Source organism: Pseudomonas sp. TMW22090, assembly GCF_022496665.1.
Lineage (GTDB): Bacteria > Pseudomonadota > Gammaproteobacteria > Pseudomonadales > Pseudomonadaceae > Aquipseudomonas > Aquipseudomonas gregormendelii.
Genome location: NZ_SCFH01000003.1, coordinates 22,949 through 40,640 on the forward strand (window position 1 = coordinate 22,949; position 17,692 = coordinate 40,640).

Below are 17,692 nucleotides of genomic sequence, written 5' to 3' on the forward strand. Positions count from 1 at the left end.
GGAGGTTGTCTGGTATTCAGAGTGTGAATGACCTGGGACACTCAATCCCGCACAAACCCTCTGTAGGAGCTGCCGAAGGCTGCGATCTCTTGACCTTGATTCCTAAGATCAAAAGATCGCAGCCTTCGGCAGCTCCTACAGGACGGATCGTGTCAGACCTGTGCGGTCCGCAGTTTTTCGCTGCGCCCGCGCAGCCATTCCAGGGTCAGCAGCAGGATCACCGAGAAGGCGATCAACAGCGTCGCAGCTGCGGCAATCGTCGGGCTGAGGTTTTCGCGAATCCCGCTGAACATCTGCCGTGGCAAGGTCGCTTGTTCAGGACCGGCCAGGAACAGCGTCACGACCACTTCATCGAACGAAGTCGCAAAAGCAAACAGCGCCCCGGAAATTACCCCCGGGGCAATCAACGGCAAGGTCACACGACGGAACGCAGTCAGCGGCGAAGCCCCCAGACTTGCTGCGGCGCGCACCAGGTTCTGGTTGAACCCCTGCAACGTCGCCGACACGGTGATAATCACAAAGGGCACACCCAACACCGCGTGCACCACGATCAGCGAAAAGAAACTGTTGCCCAGCCCCAGTGGTGCGAAGAACAGATAACTCGCCACGCCAATGATCACCACCGGCACTACCATCGGTGAAATCACCAGGGCCATCACCAGCGCCTTGCCCGGGAAATCGCCCCGGGTCAGGCCGATCGCTGCCAGTGTGCCGAAGATCATTGCCAGCACCGTGGCCGCCGGGGCCACGATGATGCTGTTCTTCAGTGCCCTCATCCACTCCGCCGAAGCGAAGAAGTCGTGGTACCACTGCAGCGAGAAGCCTTGCAGCGGATACACCAGGAAACTCCCCGAGTTGAATGACAGCGGGATGATCACCAGCACCGGCAGAATCAGGAACAGCAGGATCAGACCGCAGAGAATCCGCAAGCTGTAGAACCACACCCGTTCGATGGGCGACATGTAAGGACTCAGCATTTCGTTCTCCCCTTAGCTCAGGCGCAGGCGACTGGCGCCCACCAGCCAGCTGTAAATCAGATAAAGCACGACGGTCGCCAACAGCAGCAGCCCACCCAGTGCGGTCGCCATGCCCCAGTTGATACTGGTATTGGTGTAGAAGGCGACGAAGTAGCTGACCATCTGGTCGTTCGGGCTACCCAACAACGCGGGCGTGATGTAGTAACCGATGGCGAGGATGAACACCAACAGGCAACCGGCACCTACACCGGCATAGGTCTGCGGGAAGTACACCCGCCAGAAACTGGCGAACGGATGGCAGCCCAGGGAAATCGCCGCACGCATATAGGTAGGCGAGATGCCTTTCATCACGCTGTAGATCGGCAGGATCATGAACGGCAGCAGGATGTGCACCATCGAGATGTAGACCCCGGTACGGTTGAACACCAGTTCCAGCGGCTTGTCGATGATGCCCATGGCCATCAGCCCGCTATTGATCAGGCCGCCCGATTGCAGCAACACGATCCATGCTGCGACTCGCACCAGAATCGAGGTCCAGAAAGGCAACAGCACCAGAATCATCAACAGGTTGCTTTGCCGTGAAGGCAGGTTGGCCAGCAGGTAAGCCAGTGGATACGCCAGCACCAGGCAGATCGCCGTGATGACCAGACCCATCCAGAAAGTACGGGCGAAGATGTCGAGGTAGATCGCCTGGTCGGGAGTGGCCGGGGCGACTTCGCCGAGGTCGTCGATGCGGTGATCGACGGCCGCCAGCAGGTAATAAGGCGTGATGTTGCTGGTATTGCGGCGCACGGCTTGCCAATAGGCTGGGTCGCCCCAACGCTCGTCGAGGCTTTCCAGCGCTTCTTTATAAGAGGCTGGTTCCGTGGCGAACGGCAAGGCACGCGCAGTCTTGGTCAACAGGCTGCGGTAGCCGGCCAATTCCATGTTCAGGCGCTTGGACAGGTCACCCAGGGTCTGATTCTTGCGCGCTTCTGCAAGGTCTTCGCTGGCGGCTTTATAGACCGGTTCAGCGGGCAGGCCTCGACCATCCCAACTGGCGATGGCAGCCACGGTGCGCGGCATACCGCCGACCACCTCCGGGTTGCCAACACTTTTATAGAGCAGCGCCACAATCGGCACCAGGAACACCAGCAGCAGGAACAGCACCAGCGGCGCGATCAAGGCTTGCGCTTTCCAGCGGTTGATCCGCTCGGCGTGCTTGAGCCGCTGCTTCAAGGTGGGGTCAGTGCCCGCGTTCAGGGGAATGGCGGTGGCCATGGCGTACTCCGGAAATCTTTGGATGGGCGGCATCACCGAAGTAATGCCGCATTACATCAACATTCATGAAACACGCCGCCCCCTGTAGGAGCTGGCGCAGCCTGCGATCTTTTGGCGGCCTTGAGATCGCTGGAGATCAAGATCAAAGATCGCAGCCTTCGGCAGCTCCTACTTGGCCGCCCAGGAATTGAAACGCTGCTCCAGTTGCTCACCGTTGTCAGCCCAGAAGCTGACGTCGATCTGCACCTGGTTGGCGATGTTTTCCGGGGTGGTCGGCATGTCCTTCAGGACATCCTTGGCCAGCAACGGTACGGCCTGGGTGTTGGCCGGGCCGTAGGCGATGTTTTCCGAGTAGGTCTTCTGCTGCTGTGGCTGCACCGAGAACGCGATGAATTTCTTCGCCGCTTCAGCACGCGCCTTGTCCAGACCTTTAGGAATGGCCCAGGCATCGAAGTCGTAGATGCCACCGTTCCACACGACCTTCAGGTTGCTTTCCTTCTGCACGGCAGCGATGCGGCCGTTGTACGCCGAACTCATGACCACATCACCCGAGGCGAGGTACTGCGGCGGTTGTGCGCCCGCTTCCCACCACTGGATGCTTGGCTTGAGCTCGTCGAGCTTCTTGAACGCGCGGTCCTGACCGTCTTTACCCGCCAGCACTTTGTAGACGTCCTTGGGCGCTACGCCGTCGGCCATCAAGGCGAATTCCAGGGTGTACTTGGCGCCTTTACGCAGGCCACGCTTGCCCGGGAACTGCTTGGTGTCCCAGAAATCCACCCAACTGGTCGGCGCGGTTTTGAGCTTGTCGGCGTTGTAGGCCAGCACGGTCGACCACACAAAGAAGCCTACGCCGCACGGCTGGATGGCGCCCTTGACGTAGTCTTCGGTCTTGCCGAACAGTGCCGGGTCGAGTTGCTCGAACATGTCTTCGTCGCAGCCGCGGGACAGTTCTGGCGATTCAACTTCCACCAGGTCCCAGGACACGCTCTTGGTGTCGACCATGGCCTTGACCTTGGCCATCTCGCCATTGTATTCGCCCGCCACGATCTTGCCGTTGCCCGCCGCTTCCCAAGGTGCGTAGAAGGCTTTGACCTGCGCCGCCTTGTTCGCCCCGCCAAAGGACACGACAGTCAGGTCGGGACCTGCCGCCATTGCGTGTGCCGCACCGATCATGCCCATGACCAGGGCGGTGAATTTCAGGGATTTCAACATTTATATTGTTCTCCACGTGCAGGGTTGGTGTTGCAGGGGGCGATTAATTCGCCTCTAGAAGTGGGTCGAGCGCGCGAACGTGTTCGACTTGCCAGCCAAGCGGTACTACGTCACCAACAGCCAGCGCGGGATCGAGCTCGGCAATCGGCTGTTTAACAAAGAAATCGGTCTTGCCGCAGACCTCCAGGCGTACCCGGACGTGGTCGCCCAGGTAGATGAATTCCGCCACCCGTCCTGAGAAGCGGTTGACGCAGGATTCGCTCGAACCGTTGAGGCTTATGCGCTCCGGGCGAATTGACAGCGTGACTGGCTCGCCGGTCTTGCCGACGTTCACTGCCAGGGCTTCAACCTTCTCGCCACGGCCCAACTCGACCACGCAGCGGTCACCGGTGTGGCTGTGCAGGCGGCCATTGAGGCGATTGTTCTCACCGATAAAGTTGGCGACGAAGGTGTTCTTCGGCTCTTCGTAGAGGCTGCGCGGCGGGGCGATCTGCTGGATTTCGCCTTGGTGGAACACGGCCACGCGGTCCGACATGGTCAACGCTTCTCCCTGGTCGTGGGTCACGTAGACCACGGTCACGCCCAGGCGCTGGTGCAGATGCTTGATCTCCATCTGCATGTGTTCGCGCAGTTGTTTGTCCAGTGCGCCCAGCGGTTCGTCCATCAGCACCAGTTGCGGCTCGAACACCAGCGCCCGGGCCAGGGCCACGCGCTGCTGCTGGCCACCAGACAGTTGCGCCGGATAGCGTTGGGCGAAGGCGTCGAGCTGAACCATGCTCAGGACTTTTTTCACCTTGTCGCTGACATCACTTTTGTTCAGGCCGCGCACGCTCAGCGGGAACGCAAGGTTCTCGGCGACCGTCATGTGCGGAAACAACGCGTAGTTCTGGAACACCATGCCGATGTCACGCTTGTGCGGCGGCACGTTGTTGATGGAGCGCCCGGCCAGCAGGATTTCGCCAGCGGTCGGGGTCTCAAAACCGGCGAGCATCATCAGGCTGGTGGTCTTGCCGGAGCCGGACGGCCCGAGCAACGTGAGGAATTCGCCTTTGCGAATATCCAGGTTGAGGTCTTTGACGATCAGGTTCTCGCCGTCGTAGCTCTTTTGCACTCCACGAAAGCTGACCAGAATGTCGCTGGCCCCTGCGCTTGAATCGACCTGGCTCATACCCACACCTTTGTTGTTGATGACTGCTGTGGACTAAGCCTAGTGGACGCTGGGGACCACGCAAATCGGGGGGCAGGAGAGAATCGCCTCAGCCGGCTGGAAGGTTGGGGGTAGGGATTGCCCTACAAGGATGGCGCGTTTGGGCAAATGCACCGGCACCTTGCCAGCTACAGGCTTGAAGCACAGGTAAAAGCGGCTTGAAGGAATGTCGCAGATAGATATGTCGCCACATATCCCCGTACGGGTCTCAGCGCAACTAGAGCAGTTTGTGTTCCATCGCGTACTTCACCAGCTCCGCCAGGGAGGTGATGTTGAGCTTCTGCATCAGCCGCGCCTTGTGGGTGCTGATGGTTTTGCTGCTCAGCGCCAGTTGCTGGGCAATGTCGTTGACGTTGGCGCCCTGGGCCAGGCGCTCGAACACCGAGAATTCACGCTCCGACAGCAGCGAATGCAGCGGCCGCGAATCGGTCAGCCCCACCTCGAAGACCATTCGGTCAGCCAGGTCGGGGTCAATGTAGCGCCCGCCCGCTGCGACCTTGCGGATGGCCGTCAGCAGCAGCGCCGGGTCACTGTCCTTGGTCGCGTAGCCTGCCGCGCCTACTTTTAAAGCGCGGGCAGCCATTTGCGCCTCGTCATGCATCGATAGCACCAGGATGGCCGGGGGGTTGTTCAGCGCCCGAATCCGCGGAATGGCTTCCAGCCCATTGACCCCGGGCATGGAGATATCAAGCAGCACCACTTCGCAGGGAACATGACGCAGGGTCTCGAGCAACTGCTCGCCATTGCTCGCCTCCCCTACCACCAGCAAGTCTTTGGCCAGGCCGATCAACTGCTTGATGCCTTCGCGGACAATGGTGTGGTCTTCGGCTACCAGTACACGGATCACAGTGTTCTCCATTCTTCTTGTTTCAGATCCAGGATCATTCGCGGGCAAGCCCGCTCCCACAGGGAGACCGGTCGGGACACAGACCCCCATTACACTGCGACTACCGTGGTAGCGGGCTTGCTCGCGAAGGCCTCATCGCTGACAACCCAAACCTTCAGGCCCCATCCAGCGGCACTCGCACCATCAGCGTCGTACCCTCACCCGGCTCACTCTCAAGCGACAACTCGCCGCCCATGATCAACACCCGTTCGCGCATGCCCACCACGCCAAAGGAAGTAGGCCGACCGGTTGAGGCGACAAATCCTGCGCCATCATCGCTGACTGTCATGAGCAACGCGTTGCCCTCGCGCACCAGCGTCAGTTCGACAGTATGCGCCTGAGCATGACGCATGACATTGGTCAACGCTTCCTGAAGGATCCGGAACAGGCCAATGGCCATGGCGTCACTGAGCACTGGCAGGTTGTCCGGCACCTGCACCAGGCAGGGAATATGGGTGCGCGCCTCGAAGCGCCGGGCCTGCCATTCAATCGCCGAGGCGATCCCGGCGTCGAGAATTGGCGGGCGCAACGCTGTCGCCACGTCCCGAACCAGCTGGAACAGCTGTGCAATCAGGCGCTTCATACTGTTCAAGCGATCCTGCAGGCCAGGATCAAGCTGCGCGTAGGACAGTTCGCACATCGAGGTCTCCAGCTTCAGCACGGTGAGCATTTGCCCCAGCTCATCGTGGACCTCCCGGGCGATCCGCGCCTTCTCCTCTTCCCGCACGCTTTCCAGGTGCGCGGACAACTCCCGTAGCTGCTCGCGCGAGCTGGCCAGCTCCAGTTCGATGCGCTTGCTCTCACTGATGTCCCAGACGATGCCATCCCAGACGTAGGCGCCGTCTTCCAGTTGACGGGTAATCGCCTTGATCTCGGCCCAGCGCTGTTCGCCCTGGCGGGTAAGAATTCGTCCTTGCCATGACCAGTCGCTGTCGGTGTCCAGCGCCAGGTCCTGGGTCCGGTGGTAGCTGGCCTTGTCATCCGGATGCACCAGGCTGCGCAGACCCTTGTCGCGATGGGCGAGAGTCGCCGGGGAATAACCGACCAGGGTTTCGCTGCCTTCACTGATGTAGGCAAAGTCGATCTGCCCTGTCACCGGTGCCCGCTCCAGACGAAAGACCAATCCCGGGACATTGGCGGCAATCCCCTGCAGCCGCGCTTCACTTTCCTGCAGTGCGGCCAGGGCACGGCGACGTTCAGTGACGTCGTTGAGGTAAACCACCAGGTACTCGCCTTCGCGAAATCGCAGGAAGCTCAACGACACGTCCGTTGGCAAGATACTGCCGTCCGCCCGCACGCAGTTGGTTTCGAAACTTTGCGGCCCCTCCTCGCTGGCACGGGCTCGCTTCCACAGGTTCAGCCAGCGATCCATGTGCAGGCCGGGTTCGAAATCGATCAATGGCCGGTCAATGATTCCGCCGGCGGCATAACCCAGCATGGTCTCGGCTGCGCGGTTGGCATAGCGCACATGGCTGTCCCAATTCACCCACAGGATGCCGACCGTACTTTGATCGATGGAAAACTGCGTGAGCCGCAGCGCTTCTTCGCTGGCTGCACGCAAGGCAATGTCTTCACGTGCCGCGACCAGCCGCTGCTCCAGGCTGTGCTGTTGGCGCCGTTGCCAGAAGACGATGGCCATGCTGCTGAACATCAGCACCGCAAACAACAGACACAGGTTTTGCCAGAAGCCTGGCGACTCGGCCAGCCGAGGGTATTTGGGCTGCAGCCACTGGTTGTGCAACTGTTCGAGGTCCTTGGCCGGAATCGCCCGCAACGCCGCCTCGACGATGCCTGCCAGCTCAGGCCAGTCACGGCGAGTCGCAACCCGCAGCAACTGCGGCAAGCCAATGTCACCCACCACCACCAATCCGGCAAACTCCGGTTCGGCGGACAATCGACCGAGCTGCGCCTCATCGACTACTGCGTAGCTGGCCTGCTGGCTGAGCAGCAGTTGCAAGGCCTGGCGCTCGATCGGCACGCCCTGCAAATTCAGATGCGGGTAATTGCCGCGCAGGTAGTCAGCGGTCGCACCAGGCATGCGCACCGCCACCCGGGTCTGGCTATCGAGTTTTTCCAGCTCTACCACGCCAGCGCTCTTCTGATCACTGACCACCAGCTGGGGCACCCGCATATAAGGGTCGGAAAACTGCCATAGCCGCAGACCTCCCGGCGTTTGCGTCAGCCCAGGGGCAATGTCGATTTCGTCTTCTCGGGCCGCTGCCTCCAGTTGCGCCAGGTCGGGGAAATTGCGCCAGCTCAATTCGACCTTGAGGGATTTGGCCACCCACTTCATCAGCTCGACATTGACCCCGGACAGCCGCTGCAAGCGCCGATCGTATTGGGCATAAGGCGTTTGCAGCACCACCCCGACGCGCAATTCGCCATGACTGGCCAACCACTGGCGCTGCGCCGGCGACAGTTGCGCAAGATGCTCGGGGGGCGCGGAGGCCGCCCAAACCGCCAGGGAAAAGCACAGACAGGCAATCATTAACAGGCAGCGCACAACCATCATTAAAGCCCCACACACTGACAAATACTGACTAACCCATTAGGCTGCCGGAATCACTTCTGGCCTGGAATATCCGATGCCCATTGTCTACCGCCTGGCACTGCCAGCATTGTGCCTGTCGCTGATCCTGCCTTGCGCGTTTTCCGTCAAGGCGGCCGACCCGGCCCCTGCTGCTGATTCCCCTGCTGCATCTGCGCCAACACAACGCCAACCGCTGCTTGAGCGTAGTCAGGAAGACGCGGCCGCACTCGAACGCACCTTGCCCGCTCAGGAACAGCAACAGCTGCAAGCGGGCAGCGAGACCTTCCTGGCGCTGTGGAAGCCGGCGAATACTGCAGAGCCCAAAGGTGCGGTGATTATCGTCCCGGGCGTCGGCGAGACAGCTGACTCACCGCAAGCGATCGGCCCATTGCGTCGTAAATTACCGGATGCCGGCTGGAGCAGCCTGAGTATCACCTTGCCGGACCTGCAAAGCGACGCCATTGCCCCTCGCGTCCTCGAAGTGCCCCCGGCGATCAAGGCCCCTGACACAGGGACCAAGGATTCGACCACTTCCACGCCCATCGAACAGGCCGCCGGCGGCGAGGCCGATGTGGCAGACAAGGCTGTGGTCGAAAGCGTCGACGAACAGCGAAGGGTCGATGCCGAACGGATTTTTGCGCGAATAGACGCGGCAGTGGCCTACGCCGAAGGGCAAAGCGCTCGCAGCATCGTCGTGCTGGGACATGGTACCGGCGGCTACTGGGCAGCCCGATACCTGAGCGAGAAGCAGCCGCCGCAGGTCGAGAAGCTGGTCATGGTCGCGGTCAAGACGCCGGCATCCACCAAGCCCGAGCTGGTCGAGCTGACCTCGACGCTCAAACTGCCCACCGCAGACATTTTCTACATGGACAAGCCGCTCGACCGCGATGAAGCGCTCAAGCGATTGCACGCGAGCAAGCGGCTGAAGACGGCAGCGTTCAGCCAGGTTTCGTTGAAAGCCTTGCCAGGAAATGCCAAGGATCAACAAGAGCAGCTGGTCCGCCGGGTGCGGGGTTGGTTGAGCCCTCAGCCGGCGGATTGAGATCGCTAGCGAAAATCCCGACGCTGCCGGATCACCGTATAGGCGTTATGCAACTCGCGGGTTTTGTCCGTCGCCTCGCGCACCTGCGAGGTGGTGGCCCCACTGCCGGCGATCTTGTCCGGATGATGCCGACTCAGCAGGCGACGGTAGGCGCGCTTGATCTGCGCCGGCTCACTGGTAGCCGACACCCCCAGCAGCCGCATCGCGTCCTGATAGGTCAGCGCGCTGCTGATCGCAGGTCGTTTCTGCGGTTCATATTCGCTCGCCAGGGCCTGCACCTGCTGTGGTGTCCAGCCCAGCCAACGACCCCACTGGGCAATCAGCTCCAGCTCACTGCGACCGGCACGCCCATCCGCCCAGATCATGCGCCAACAGGCGCGCAACACGCCTTCGGCAGCGAAAGGTTGGGCGCTCAGGCGTTGCAGGTATCCGCGCAGCCGGTCATGTCCTGATTTGCCGCGATTGAATGCGACAATCGCCCGGCGTTGCGCGGACTCGGTCATTTCCAGCGATCGCATCTCCTCTCGGGCCTGCTGAATGTGACCTGCCACCACCTGTCCATCGCATTTGGCCAACCGCCCGAGCAGGATGAACAGCAGTTCATCGTTGCGCAGGACTGGCCGGCCGCCGAGCTTTTCCCGCAAGTGTCCCCAGCTCTGCAGCTGTAGACGCCGGTCCAGCGCCTGCCCCAATAGCGCGCCGAGCATGGCCCCCGGAATGCTGGCGATGGCAAAGCCCGCCCCGGCTCCAATCAGAGTCCCTGGCCACAGCATCTCAGCGACTCGCTTCTATCAGGGTTTCCACTTCTGCCAGGCGCTCGTGGGTGCCGACATCCACCCAGAGTCCATTGAGGCGTTCACCAGTCACCTGCCCCTGCGTCATGGCCGCGCGCAGCAACGGCGCCAGCTTGAACGCACCCGCTGAGCAATTTTTGAACAACTGCGGGTGCAGCACCGCAATCCCGCTGTAGGTCAGAGTCGCATCATCTGCTTGCCCATCGCGCACCAGCCCGTCACGCAGGCTGAAATCCCCGGCCGGGTGATGCGCGGGGTTGTCCGCCAGTACCAGGTGCGCCAGGCCGTCGATGGGGCGATTCAACACGCTGAAGTCATAGTCGGTCCAGATATCGCCGTTGACCACCAGGAAAGCATCGTCACCCAGCAATGGCAGCGCCCGGAAGATGCCGCCGCCGGTCTCCAGCGGTTCGCCTTCAGGCGAGTAGTGAATCCGCACGCCGTATTGCGATCCGTCACCCAGGTAATTCTCGATCTGCTGGCCGAGCCAGGCATGGTTGATCACAATCTCGGTAAAACCGGCAATCGCCAGCGCCTTGAGATGATATTCGATCAACGGTATGCCGCCGGCACGCACCAGCGGTTTGGGAGTGGTCAGCGTCAGCGGGCGCATCCGTTCGCCCTTGCCTGCCGCGAGAATCATCGCCTTCATGCTTGAACTCCGGCACGCAAGCTATCAAGCAATGCACCCAGATCCGCCAGTTCCGGCCGGCGAGCGACCACAGCATCTATATAAGCAAAGAAGCGCGGCACGTCGGCCAGGTAGCGGGGTTTGCCATCACGGTGACAGATGCGGGCGAAGATGCCGATGACCTTCAGATGACGCTGCACGCCCATCAGGTCGCTGGCGCGCAGGAAGCTTTCGAAGTCCGATTGCACCGCAATGCCCAGGGCACCGGCCTGCTGCCAGTAATCTTCGAGCCAGCCGCGTACGCGTTCTTCGGGCCAGCTGAGAAAAGCGTCTTTGAACAGGCAAGTGACGTCATAAGTAACGGGGCCGTAGACCGCATCCTGGAAATCCAGCACGCCGGGATTCGGTTCGCTGAGCATCAGGTTGCGCGGCATATAGTCGCGATGCACCAGGACTTTTGGCTGCGCCAGCGCACTGTCGATCAACAGGTCGCTGGCCTGCTGCCACAGTGCCTGCTGGGTGGAGTCGAATTCGACGCCCAGTTCGTGCTTCACATACCAGTCCGGGAACAATTCCAGCTCACGGCGCAGCAAGGCCACGTCATAACTTGGCAGCGGCGCCACCATTGGCAGTTGCTGAAAGGCCAGCAAGGCTTGCAAGGCATCCTTGAACAAATCGTCGGCATTTTCGCTGTCGATCACGTCCAGGTAGGTCTTGTTGCCCAGGTCATTGAGCAAAAGAAAACCGCGTTCCAGGTCTTCGGCGTAAATTTTCGGCACATTGATGCCGGATTTTGCCAGCAAAAAAGCGATGTCGACGAAGGGTTTGCAGTTTTCCTGGGGCGGCGGCGCATCCATCACGATAAAGCTGCGGCCCGCACCCTCCCAGCGGAAATAGCGCCGAAAACTCGCATCGCTACTGGCCGCAGTCAACGTGGCTGGGGGTACGGCTCCCCAGCCCTGCTCTGCAAAGAGGGTGGCCAACTGTTCTTCGAGCCAAACTTTCAGGTGTTGCAAACGTACATCTTGGTCAGGCATTGCAAGGGTCTCCGACGGCGCTAGCCGTCAAGCGGGTCATGCTTTATTATCCAGCATCTTTTTCAGACCATCGAGAGGCGTGCGGCCCACACCGCGGGCAGATGGCACGCAGGAAGCCCGGACTAATAAGATGGCATTGAAATCCCCCGCGTTTCGTAAAAAATTTCCGTTGTTGGTTACCGGCAGTCTGCTGGCCCTTCAACCTCTAGCCACTTCGTTCGTGGTCGCCGCGGAACAGTATGACTGCTCAGTCTCTGCTTCGGGTGCCTGGGACTGTGCGCCAAAATCCCCAGCCGCTGCTTTGCCACCTCGCCCCGTCCATGACGGCAGCGCGGTGAGTGCAAGCGGCGAGACGCCTGCCGACAGCGGTACGAGCGACGACACCGGCGCCAAACCGGCACTGGTGACCGAGGCCAAGGGCCGCGGCCTGAAGTCTCGCAGTGCAGACTACAGTCACCTCGACTGGGTTCCGCGCGAGAACCTCACCGCAGCGCAATTGGCTGAAACCGGCCCTTACTGCTCGGGTTCCTATGTCGAGCCCACTCGTCCTGGCATGAATGACAAGACGAATAAAAGTGACGCCCCGACCTTTATCGGTGCCAAGGCCTCTCGCTATAAGCAGGAAGAACAGGTTGCAGCGCTGGCCGGTGACGTCGTCATGCGCCAGGGCAGCATGCAGGTCGAAGCCGACGAAGCCAACCTGTACCAGGCCGAGAGCCGCGGCGAGCTGAGCGGCAACGTGCGCATCCGCGACAATGGTGCCCTGATCGTTGGCGATCACGCCGATGTACAACTGGACACCGGTGAAGCCAAAGTCGACAACGCCGAATACGTTCTGCACAAATCCCGTATCCGCGGTAGCGCCCTGTACGCCAAGCGTGCCGAAAACGCGATCATCCGCCTCAAGGACGGTACGTACACCACGTGCGAACCGAACAGCAATGCCTGGCAGCTCAAGGGTAATAACATCACCCTGAACCCGGCCACCGGCTTCGGTACCGCGACCAACGTGACCTTGCGGGTCAAGGACATTCCGGTCCTGTACACGCCTTACATCTATTTCCCGATCGACGACCGTCGCCAGTCCGGCTTCCTGCCGCCGACCATCGGCACGGGCACCGATACCGGCTTCATGCTGGTGACGCCGTACTACTTCAACCTGGCACCGAACTACGACGCCACGTTGTACCCACGCTACATGAGCAAGCGCGGCCTGTTGATGGAAGGCGAGTTCCGCTACCTGACGCCGTCCAGCGAAGGCCAGTTCGGCGCCGCGTACCTGAACGACGACGACACCGAGCGCAGCAAACAGACCGACTACGAAAAAACCCGCTACATGTACAACTGGCAGCACAAGGGTGGTCTCGATTCGCGGGTATTCACGCAGGTTGATTACACCAAGATCAGCGATCCTTATTACTTCCAGGATCTGCAGACTGACCAGATTGGCGTGAAAAGCGCGGATTATGTGAATCAGCAGGGGTCGGTTACGTACCGCGGTGATAGCTATACCGCTCGCGTGAATGCTCAGGCTTATCAACTAGCTACTGTGTCGGACATCACTCCGTACGACCGTTTGCCGCAGATCACCTTCAACGGTGCGCTGCCGTATAGTCCAGGCGGCCTGAATTTCACCTATGACACTGAACTCGTGCGTTTCGACCGTGATTTGAAGAACGGCAGCTATACCGATCAAGATGGCAATGTAGAGCCGCGCCTCGACAACAACGTTCAGGGTCTGGCCCGCGCCAATGGCGATCGCCTTAACCTTGCGCCAGCAGTCAGCTTTCCAATGGAAGCGAGCTATGGCTTCTTGACACCAAAACTCAAGTATCAGTACACGCAATACCAACTGGATCTGGACAGCATCGGTAAATCTCAAATTGTGGCTCAAGATCAAGCCGCAGCTAGGGACGGTACTGAGAATCTCAATGGCCACTTCAACAGCAACCAGAATCGTGGCGTGCCAATCGCTAGCATCGACAGCGGGTTGTATTTCGATCGCAAGACCAACTGGTTTGGCAAAGACTATAACCAGACCCTTGAGCCACGCCTGTTCTACCTCTACGTACCAGAGAAGGATCAGGAAGACATTCCGGTATTCGATACAAGTGAATACACATTCAACTACGCATCGCTGTTCCGCGACAACCGGTTCTCTGGCTCCGACCGTGTTGGCGACGAGAACAAACTGTCCTTGGGCGTGACTAGCCGCTGGATCGAAGAAAACGGTTTCGAACGCCAACGCATAAGCGTAGGTCAGGCCCTCTACTTCAAAGATCGTAAGGTCCAGCTCCCAGGGATCAACTTCAACGATCGCGAAGATGCCAAGTCAGACGTCTCCCCGTATGCGCTGGAATACGAATACAGGTGGAACCGCGATTGGCGCACGACCGCCGATTACAACTGGGACCCGGACAGCCGCAGCCCTCGCTCGGGTAGCGCGATGTTCCATTACCAGCCTGAAGACAACCCGAACAAGGTCATCAACGCCGGTTATCGTTATCGCAATGACCAGGTTCGTTACGACCAAACCTCCGGTAAATGGCAGGTTGGTGGCGGTGACTACGGCACCCCAGGCACGCCGGGCTACGTGAAGGACTACTACAAGATCCAGCAGCACGACTTCTCGGTTATCTGGCCGATCGTGCCGCAATGGAACGCTATCAGTCGCTGGCAGTATGACTACAACCGCAACCGTACCCTGGAAGCCTTTGGTGGCTTTGAGTACGACAACTGCTGCTGGAAACTGCGCGTGATCAATCGTTACTGGGTTGACTACGACGAAACCAGTCAAGACGCTCCGCAAAACGAAAAAGGCGACCATGGCGTCTTCCTCCAAATTGTTCTGAAGGGACTCGGCGGCCTCACCGGCGCCAAAGTAGAGAGCTTCCTCGACAAAGGCATCCAAGGTTATCGTGAACGTGAAGACCAAGCTTTCTGATTGTCTGCGCCCGCTCATGCTGGGCGCGCTGTTCCTGGGTACCGCGGCCAACGCCGCGGTGCAGTCCATCGATAGAGTGGTGGCCATCGTCGATAACGACGTGGTCATGCAGAGCCAGCTGGATCAACGGGTTCATGAAGTTCAGCAAACCATCGCCAAGCGCGGCGCTGCCGCGCCGCCGCCTGGCGTGCTGGACCAGCAGGTTCTTGAGCGCCTGATCGTCGAAAACCTGCAGTTGCAGATCGGCGAACGCTCCGGCATCCGCATTACCGATGAAGAACTGAACCAGGCTGTCGGCACCATCGCACAGCGCAACAACATGTCGGTGGATCAGTTCCGCGCCGCCCTGACACGTGACGGCCTGTCCTACGATGACGCACGTGAGCAGATTCGTCGCGAAATGATCATCAGCCGCGTGCGTCAGCGCCGTGTGGCAGAGCGCATCCAGGTGTCCGAGCAGGAAGTGAAGAACTTCCTCGCTTCCGACCTGGGCAAGATGCAGCTGTCCGAAGAGTTCCGCCTGGCCAACATCCTGATTCCTACACCGGAAAGCGCCAACTCTGAAGCGATTCAGAATGCTGCCAAGCAGGCAGACTCGGTCTACCAGCAGCTCAAGCAAGGCGCTGACTTTGGTCAATTGGCCATCGCCAAATCCGCCAGCGAAACAGCACTGGAAGGCGGCGACATGGGCTGGCGTAAAGCTGCTCAATTGCCACCACCGTTCGACCGCATGCTCAGCACCATGGCCGTGGGCGACGTGACCCAGCCAATGCGCACCCCAGGGGGCTTCATCATCCTGAAGATCCTCGACAAGCGTGGCGGTGAAGCCCAGGTACGTGACGAAGTGCATGTACGCCACATCCTGGTCAAGCCAAGTCCGATCCGTGACGAAGCGAAGACCAAGGCACTGGTCGAGTCGCTCTACACCCGTATCGAGTCGGGCGAAGATTTCGCCGAGCTGGCAAAAAGCTATTCGGAAGATCCGGGTTCCGCCCTCAACGGCGGCGACCTCAACTGGATCGACCCGAACGCCCTGGTGCCAGAGTTCCGCGAAGTGATGGCCAATACCCCGCAAGGCAAGCTGTCCAAGCCGTTCCAGACCCAATATGGCTGGCACGTCCTGGAAGTCCTGGGTCGCCGCGCTACCGACAGCACCAACCAGGCCCGCGAACAGCAAGCCATGACCGTACTGCGTAACCGCAAATACGACGAAGAGCTGCAAACCTGGCTGCGTCAGATCCGTGACGAAGCGTACGTCGAGATCAAACTCCCTGGTGCAGACCAGGCAGCGCAGTGAACCCCAAACGTTTCGCGCTGACACCCGGCGAGCCGGCCGGCATAGGTCCTGACCTGTGCCTGCTACTCGCCTCGCAAGCCCAGCCACACCCCCTGATTGCCATCACCAGCCGCGACCTGCTCATTGAGCGGGCCGCGCAACTGGGAGTGGCCGTTAATCTGCTGGCAGTGACACCGGACAGTTGGCCAGACGCCCCGGCGCCAGCCAACAGCCTGTATGTGTGGGACACCCCGCTCAATGCCAAGGTCACTGCCGGGCAACTGGACAAGGCCAATGCCGCCTTCGTCCTGGAAACCCTGACCCGCGCTGGCCAAGGCTGCCTGGACGGGGATTTCGCCGGCATGATCACCGCCCCGGTACACAAGGGCATCATCAACGAGTCGGGCATCGCCTTTTCCGGGCACACCGAATTTCTCGCTGACCTGACCCACACGGCACAAGTGGTAATGATGCTCGCGACCCGTGGCCTGCGCGTGGCGCTGGTCACCACTCACCTGCCGCTGCGCGAGATCGCCGACGCCATCACGCCTGAGCGCCTGGAGCGCGTGACACGTATCCTGCACACCGACCTGAAAGAGAAATTCGGCATCGCCCAGCCACGCATCCTGGTTTGCGGTCTCAACCCGCACGCCGGTGAAGGCGGTCACCTGGGCCATGAAGAAATCGACATCATCGAACCTACATTAGAGCGCTTGCGCGGTGAGGGCATGGACCTTCGCGGCCCCCTTCCCGCCGACACTCTGTTTACCCCCAAATATCTGGAGCACTGCGACGCAGTGCTGGCGATGTACCACGACCAGGGCCTGCCGGTGCTCAAGTACAAAGGCTTCGGCGCGGCAGTCAATGTGACCCTCGGCTTGCCGATCATCCGCACGTCGGTCGACCACGGCACCGCCCTGGACCTGGCCGGCAGCGGCAAAATCGACACCGGCAGCCTGCAAGTCGCCCTGGAAACCGCCTACCAGATGGCAGAGACCCGTTTATGACCGAGCATTACCAACACAAGGCGCGCAAACGCTTTGGCCAGAACTTCCTGCACGATGCCGGCGTCATCGACCGCATCCTGCGCTCCATCCATGCCAAGGCTGAAGATCGCCTGCTGGAAATCGGCCCCGGCCAGGGCGCGCTGACCCAAGGCCTGCTCAGCAGCGGCGGCCAGCTCGACGTGGTGGAACTGGACAAGGACCTGATCCCGATCCTCAACCAGCAGTTTGCCGGCAAGAGCAATTTCAACCTGCACCAGGGCGATGCACTGAAGTTCGACTTCAACAGCCTGAACGCAGCGCCGGCCAGTCTTCGGGTGGTCGGCAACCTGCCGTACAACATCTCTACCCCGCTGATCTTCCACCTGCTGCACAACGCCCACCTGATCCGCGACATGCACTTCATGCTGCAAAAAGAAGTGGTCGAGCGCATGGCGGCAGGCCCGGGGGGCGGAGACTGGGGCCGTTTGTCGATCATGGTTCAGTATCACTGCCGGGTCGAGCACCTGTTCAATGTCGGCCCTGGCGCGTTCAATCCGCCGCCCAAGGTTGATTCGGCGATCGTGCGTCTGGTGCCTCACGCGGTGCTCCCGCATCCGGCAAAAGACCACAAGCTGCTGGAGCGCGTGGTTCGCGAAGCCTTCAACCAGCGCCGCAAGACCCTGCGCAACACCCTCAAGCTGCTGCTGAGCAATGACGAAATCGAAGCCGCCGGCGTGGATGGCAGCCTGCGTCCGGAGCAACTCGACCTGGCCGCCTTCGTGCGCCTGGCCGACAAGCTCAGCGAGCAGGTACCCCAGGCGCCTGCTGCCGACTGACCAGCGATGAGCGCTATCGGGTAGGACGCCAGTCTGGTTTACTACCCGGTACTTGGCCTAGACTGACTCCCTCA

General features: G+C 60.5%; 14 protein-coding genes. 5 read left to right on the top strand and 9 right to left on the bottom strand.

What is annotated here, in order from left to right; translation table 11 throughout:
• Positions 1-152 precede the first annotated feature (152 nt).
• The 6 genes from EQV97_RS09380 to EQV97_RS09405 all read right to left on the bottom strand — a co-directional run bounded on the left by EQV97_RS09380 (position 153) and on the right by EQV97_RS09405 (position 8,054).
• Positions 153-977, bottom strand: coding sequence for an ABC transporter permease (locus EQV97_RS09380; protein WP_122841263.1), 825 nt, complete (start codon positions 975-977; stop codon positions 153-155).
• Positions 978-989: 12 nt separating this feature from the next.
• Positions 990-2,237, bottom strand: coding sequence for an ABC transporter permease (locus EQV97_RS09385; RefSeq protein WP_045059980.1), 1,248 nt, complete (start codon positions 2,235-2,237; stop codon positions 990-992).
• Between the two features lie 168 nt (positions 2,238-2,405).
• Positions 2,406-3,449 (bottom strand): ABC transporter substrate-binding protein, encoded by a 1,044-nt coding sequence (locus tag EQV97_RS09390; protein WP_045059979.1) that lies wholly within the window; start codon positions 3,447-3,449, stop codon positions 2,406-2,408.
• Between the two features lie 43 nt (positions 3,450-3,492).
• Positions 3,493-4,617: an ABC transporter ATP-binding protein gene (locus EQV97_RS09395; RefSeq protein WP_045059978.1), complete on the bottom strand. Its 1,125-nt coding sequence runs from the start codon at positions 4,615-4,617 to the stop codon at positions 3,493-3,495.
• Positions 4,618-4,873: 256 nt separating this feature from the next.
• On the bottom strand, positions 4,874-5,515 hold the full coding sequence (locus EQV97_RS09400; protein ID WP_205940127.1) for a response regulator transcription factor: 642 nt from the start codon (positions 5,513-5,515) through the stop codon (positions 4,874-4,876).
• 142 nt (positions 5,516-5,657) lie between these two features.
• Positions 5,658-8,054, bottom strand: a complete 2,397-nt coding sequence (locus EQV97_RS09405; protein ID WP_240888863.1) for a transporter substrate-binding domain-containing protein — start codon at positions 8,052-8,054, stop codon at positions 5,658-5,660.
• 73 nt (positions 8,055-8,127) lie between these two features.
• On the opposite strand from EQV97_RS09405, the gene EQV97_RS09410 reads away from it, so the two are divergent.
• The gene (locus EQV97_RS09410; RefSeq protein ID WP_201148896.1) at positions 8,128-9,114 is read left to right on the top strand and encodes an alpha/beta hydrolase family protein; all 987 of its coding nucleotides are present in this window, start codon (positions 8,128-8,130) and stop codon (positions 9,112-9,114) included.
• Between the two features lie 5 nt (positions 9,115-9,119).
• Here the strand turns inward: EQV97_RS09410 and EQV97_RS09415 are convergent, their stop codons facing one another.
• The 3 genes from EQV97_RS09415 to EQV97_RS09425 are packed head-to-tail and all read right to left on the bottom strand — an operon-like array spanning position 9,120 to position 11,576.
• Complete coding sequence (locus tag EQV97_RS09415; RefSeq protein WP_122841260.1) at positions 9,120-9,887, bottom strand: DnaJ domain-containing protein; 768 nt, start codon at positions 9,885-9,887, stop codon at positions 9,120-9,122.
• A gap of 1 nt (position 9,888) precedes the next feature.
• On the bottom strand, positions 9,889-10,560 hold the full coding sequence (gene murU / locus EQV97_RS09420) for an N-acetylmuramate alpha-1-phosphate uridylyltransferase MurU (protein WP_240888864.1): 672 nt from the start codon (positions 10,558-10,560) through the stop codon (positions 9,889-9,891).
• Positions 10,557-11,576 carry a phosphotransferase gene (locus tag EQV97_RS09425; protein WP_045059973.1) on the bottom strand — a complete coding sequence of 340 codons (1,020 nt, stop codon included), beginning with the start codon at positions 11,574-11,576 and terminating at the stop codon, positions 10,557-10,559. The genes murU and EQV97_RS09425 overlap by 4 nt, the downstream gene beginning before the upstream one ends.
• Before the next feature lie 130 nt (positions 11,577-11,706).
• Between EQV97_RS09425 and EQV97_RS09430 the strand changes: the two genes are divergently transcribed.
• Genes EQV97_RS09430 through rsmA form a run of 4 tightly spaced genes read left to right on the top strand, consistent with a single transcriptional unit; the run spans position 11,707 to position 17,618 of the window.
• The gene (locus EQV97_RS09430; protein WP_240888865.1) at positions 11,707-14,520 is read left to right on the top strand and encodes an LPS-assembly protein LptD; all 2,814 of its coding nucleotides are present in this window, start codon (positions 11,707-11,709) and stop codon (positions 14,518-14,520) included.
• Complete coding sequence (surA, locus tag EQV97_RS09435; RefSeq protein WP_045059971.1) at positions 14,501-15,817, top strand: peptidylprolyl isomerase SurA; 1,317 nt, start codon at positions 14,501-14,503, stop codon at positions 15,815-15,817. Before EQV97_RS09430 ends, surA begins: the two co-directional genes overlap by 20 nt.
• Complete coding sequence (pdxA, locus tag EQV97_RS09440; protein ID WP_122841256.1) at positions 15,814-16,803, top strand: 4-hydroxythreonine-4-phosphate dehydrogenase PdxA; 990 nt, start codon at positions 15,814-15,816, stop codon at positions 16,801-16,803. The genes surA and pdxA overlap by 4 nt, the downstream gene beginning before the upstream one ends.
• Positions 16,800-17,618 carry a 16S rRNA (adenine(1518)-N(6)/adenine(1519)-N(6))-dimethyltransferase RsmA gene (gene rsmA / locus EQV97_RS09445; RefSeq protein ID WP_122841255.1) on the top strand — a complete coding sequence of 273 codons (819 nt, stop codon included), beginning with the start codon at positions 16,800-16,802 and terminating at the stop codon, positions 17,616-17,618. The genes pdxA and rsmA overlap by 4 nt, the downstream gene beginning before the upstream one ends.
• Positions 17,619-17,692: the final 74 nt, after the last annotated feature.